The 3,887-nt window shown below is 52.2% G+C and carries 4 protein-coding genes; all 4 read left to right on the top strand.

Annotation, left to right across the window (positions count from 1 at the left end; all coding sequences use genetic code 11):
• Positions 1 to 1,157 (top strand): hypothetical protein (locus R6U67_RS07360; protein ID WP_410251939.1); only part of this gene is annotated, 1,157 nt, incomplete at its 5' end.
• A 31-nt stretch (positions 1,158 to 1,188) separates the two neighbouring features.
• Positions 1,189 to 1,716, top strand: coding sequence for an NUDIX hydrolase (locus R6U67_RS07365; RefSeq protein ID WP_410251940.1), 528 nt, complete (start codon positions 1,189 to 1,191; stop codon positions 1,714 to 1,716).
• The gene (locus R6U67_RS07370) at positions 1,713 to 2,087 is read left to right on the top strand and encodes a YidH family protein (RefSeq protein ID WP_410251941.1); all 375 of its coding nucleotides are present in this window, start codon (positions 1,713 to 1,715) and stop codon (positions 2,085 to 2,087) included. Before R6U67_RS07365 ends, R6U67_RS07370 begins: the two co-directional genes overlap by 4 nt.
• A 101-nt stretch (positions 2,088 to 2,188) precedes the next feature.
• Positions 2,189 to 3,887, top strand: a 1,699-nt coding sequence (locus R6U67_RS07375) for a phosphoketolase (protein ID WP_410251942.1), incomplete at its 3' end; no start/stop codon positions are given.

The following is a 3,887-nucleotide window of genomic DNA, read 5'->3' on the forward strand; positions in this document are numbered from 1 at the left end:
TTTTAGCCTTGGTGGTGGCGTTACCTCCCCATCGCGATCACATATCACAACTTTGGCTGCTTTCAATGTCGGTGTCGGGAGTGTTAGCCTTGGGACTTCTCGCCATCTGGCTATTGGAGATTCAGCAAGTTGAGGTGGTTCAGGATACAACGCCTCCCTTAGTCACCGAAACGAGTCTCCAGCAATTCTTAAGCCGTCAACGTGAAAATAAAATTGAACAGGGACTATCTGAGCCGATCTTTTTGCCGACTGGGGTGTTTCTTCAGTCGATGGAGTTCAAAAATGCCAATGATTTCTTCGTGACGGGATATATTTGGCAACGCTATGATGACGAGATTCATGAAGGAGTTGCACGGGGTTTTGTCTTACCTGAAGCGATCGCCTTTAGCAGTCAAGAAGCTTACCGCCAAGACTTACCGAATGGGGAGTTAATTGGTTGGTATTTTCAGGCAACCCTGCGCCAAACATTTGATTATAGTAAATATCCCTTTGATAATCAACAGGGTTGGTTGCGAATTTGGCCTCAAGACTTTGCCTCGAATGTAATTTTGACGCCGGATCTAGGAGCCTATGACTTGATGGTTCCCCTCTCGCTTCCGGGGCTGGAGGTTTCTGAAAATATGGTGCTACCGGGTTGGAACATCAAACATAGTTTTTTTCGCTACCGGTTCAACAGCTACAACTCTAACTTTGGCTTCATGGGAGAAACTCAGGTCAAAGATTTTCCAGAACTCTATTTTGAAGTGGATTTAGAGCGAGACCTCTTGACGGTTATCATTACTAAAATGATGCGCGTCATTGTGGTGTCAGGTTTGTTGTTTGGGGTTCAATACCTAGTCCGCTACAAGACGGGTGATAACCAACTCGGCTTTAGTGCTTCGGGGGTCATTGGCGCGTCGGGAGGCTTTTCCTTTATCCTGATTTTAGACCAAATCAATCTTCGCAGTCAGTTGGCAACTGGGGGTATCATCTATATTGAGTACTTCTACTTTGTGCTGTACATCATGATTTTGGTGGTTGTCTTTAATGCCATCATGGTCGCCAAAGGCTCGGAGAATGCGCTGTTGCAATATAACAACAATATTCTGCCCAAACTAATCTATTGGCCGTTATTGTTGAGTTTGCAAATTGTGGTGACGCTGTTTGTGTTTGTTTAAACTCGCGATCGAGAACTGAGGAGGCGTGGCTGTGGCAAAATCTTGGACAACCCTTGAACAACTCTTGCAGATGCGATCGCCTTGGTTCACTCTCATTGGTGAACGGTTGCGAGACGATCGCGATCGCCTCCTAGACTACTGGCGAGTTGAAAAAGCCGACTCCGCCATCATTGTCACCCAGGCCCAAGGTCAGTTTCTGCTTCCTCCCCCCAGTTATCGCCCCGGTATCGCCCAAGTCAGCCTCGACTTCCCCGGCGGACGCATCCCCCCCAAAATGACCCCCGAAACAGCGGCTCAGGGGATTCTCGGGCGGGAATTGGACCTAACTCCTGAGCAAATCCTAGACCTAACGCCTCTCAATGACCAGGGTTGGCCCGTGAATAGCTCATTTTCCAATCAAAGGTTGTTTGGCTTTGTGGCTGAGATTGACGTTCAGCCTGGGACTCTGTCGCCGGGCCTGCTGACCTATCCTTGCACTGAAGCGGGTATCGCGACATTATTAACGGAACTGACCTGTTTACAATGTCGTGCTGTTCTGCTGGAGTGGCTTCACCGATGACCTCAGATCCCAAATCTCCCTCCCCCAAGTCCGCCTCACGAACCCGAGATCACCTCGCCAACGAACGCACCTATCTGGCTTGGATGCGAACCGCCTTGGGGTTGATGGGATTGGGAATTGTCCTGGCCCGCATTGATGAGATTCTCCCCGAGGGGATGCTGGGGGTGCGTCAGAGTTGGCTGTTGGGACTGATCGCTTGTTTATTAGGATTACTGATGGTGGCGATCGCCACTAAGAATTATTTTGACATCCGCCAGGCGATCGAACTCGACACCTACCACCCGCAAAAATGGTGGATTCTCCTCATTAGCGTAGTTTTGTCGGCCCTGGGAATTGTCTTAATTCACGGAATTTTTAATGTCTCAGATTAGAATTTCTTGCCCCTAGTTGAACAACAAAACAGTTGTTAAAGTTACAAAAGCCGCTAAAATGTCCTTTAAGATTGCCAAGTTTTATAAATAAGCATTTCCTTATGACCGCAGCTACCCCGTCCGCTCCTAGCACAGCCCCTGATTTTTGTCAAGGTATTCATTTTTTTGCCGAGAGTCTCCCCGGTTGGGAGACCTACGGCAGCCAGCCTGCCATTGCCGAAGGTGCAACAGCCATTGCTGACCTCAGGGACAAAGCCGCCGCCTATCAAACCCTGCTGGCCGCCGATGCCCTGCGCTATTTGACCCTACAAGTGACCTCCAGTAAAGCCTCTGGTCATCCTGGTGGCTTTGCCAGTATTTCCGATGCGATCGCCGCCCTGGTCATGTTGGGCTACAAAAACATCATTACCGAAGTCGGACACCACGCCCCCGGATTTTACAGTAACGTCTTCCTCGATCGCTCCCTGGAAGACATGGGCATCAGCACCGTCCAACAACTGCGCGATCGCTTCCGGGAAACCCACGGCCTCCTGGGTCACCTCTCCGGGCAAATCCCCGGCCTCCTCAACCCCGCCGGACCCCTCGGACAAGGGCAACACTTCGCCATGGCCGGGGCCAAACTCAACCCCGGCGTTCTCTTCCCCGTCACCATCGGCGACGGCGGTATCGGCGAACCCTACGTCATGAGTAGCTTCGGTCACTTCAACACCTCCTACCCCAACGTCACCAACTTTCTACCCATTTTGGTTTGGAACGGCTATAGCCAAGAACACCACAGCATGGTCTCCACCAAAACCAACACCGAAATGCGGGAGTATTGGTCCGGCAACGGCTTCCAAGAGATTATCCTCATCGACGCCAAAGACTACGACGACGCCAACCAGCCCGGCGATTACGTCGACAGCACCCAATTCTCCCTAGAGAAACGCCTAGAGTTCACCCAAGCCCTACTCCAAGCCGTCCACAACGCCGCCCAGTCTGCCCTCAACGGAACCCTGACGGTGTTGATTGTCAAACAACTCAAAGGGGCCGGCGTTCACAAACGAGGCGCAAAATCCCATAACCTCTATCCCGGAGATACCGTCGAAAAAGACTATATCGCCAACGCCCTACAAGCCCGCGCCCTCACCCCCGAAGCCTGGCAATTAGTGCGGACCAACTACGAACGGGCCGGCGGTGGGGCTGCCTCCAAAACCGTCGTCACCGAGTTTGAACGGGACTTGCCCGAGTTAGGAACCCTGCCCCTGAATGAGTTTCCCGTCGGCGGCGATAAACAGGTGGCCACCACCGCCATGGGTGAACTCGTCGGCTATGTGGGTAAACAGGACCCCGATTTTGTTGTCACCAACGCTGACGGGAATGCCGCCTCGGGGATTAACAATATCAACATTGCCCTCAACATCATTCACCCAACTACCGACGACATCTATTTTCAACAGCCGGGGGGTCAAGTCTATGAACCCTTGAGTGAAGATGCTTGTGCCGGGTTAGCCGCCGGACAAGCCCTGTTTGGCGGACGGACCCTGTGGTGTTCCTATGAGTCCTTTGTCGTCAATGGTTTACCCATTTGGCAAACGGTGACCCAAGCGATGGCAGAATTGCGCCGTCCCACCCCAGCCACGATTACCCTGTTTACGGCGGGGGCCTTGGAACAGGGACGCAATGGCTGGACGCACCAACGGCCTGAGATTGAAAACTATTTTGCCGCCATGATGCGCAATGGCAACGTGTTCCCCCTCTTCCCGGTGGATGCTAATAGTATTCAATCTCAGGCCGTTGGTGGGTCCAGCCATTGCGTCC

The organism is Sodalinema sp., from assembly GCF_046483825.1.
In the GTDB taxonomy this organism is placed as follows: domain Bacteria; phylum Cyanobacteriota; class Cyanobacteriia; order Cyanobacteriales; family Geitlerinemataceae; genus Sodalinema.

Excerpts from the sequence above, each read along its gene's own strand:
- R6U67_RS07370 (WP_410251941.1), top strand. The coding sequence starts at position 1,713 with ATGACCTCAGATCCCAAATCTCCCTCCCCCAAGTCCGCCTCACGAACC.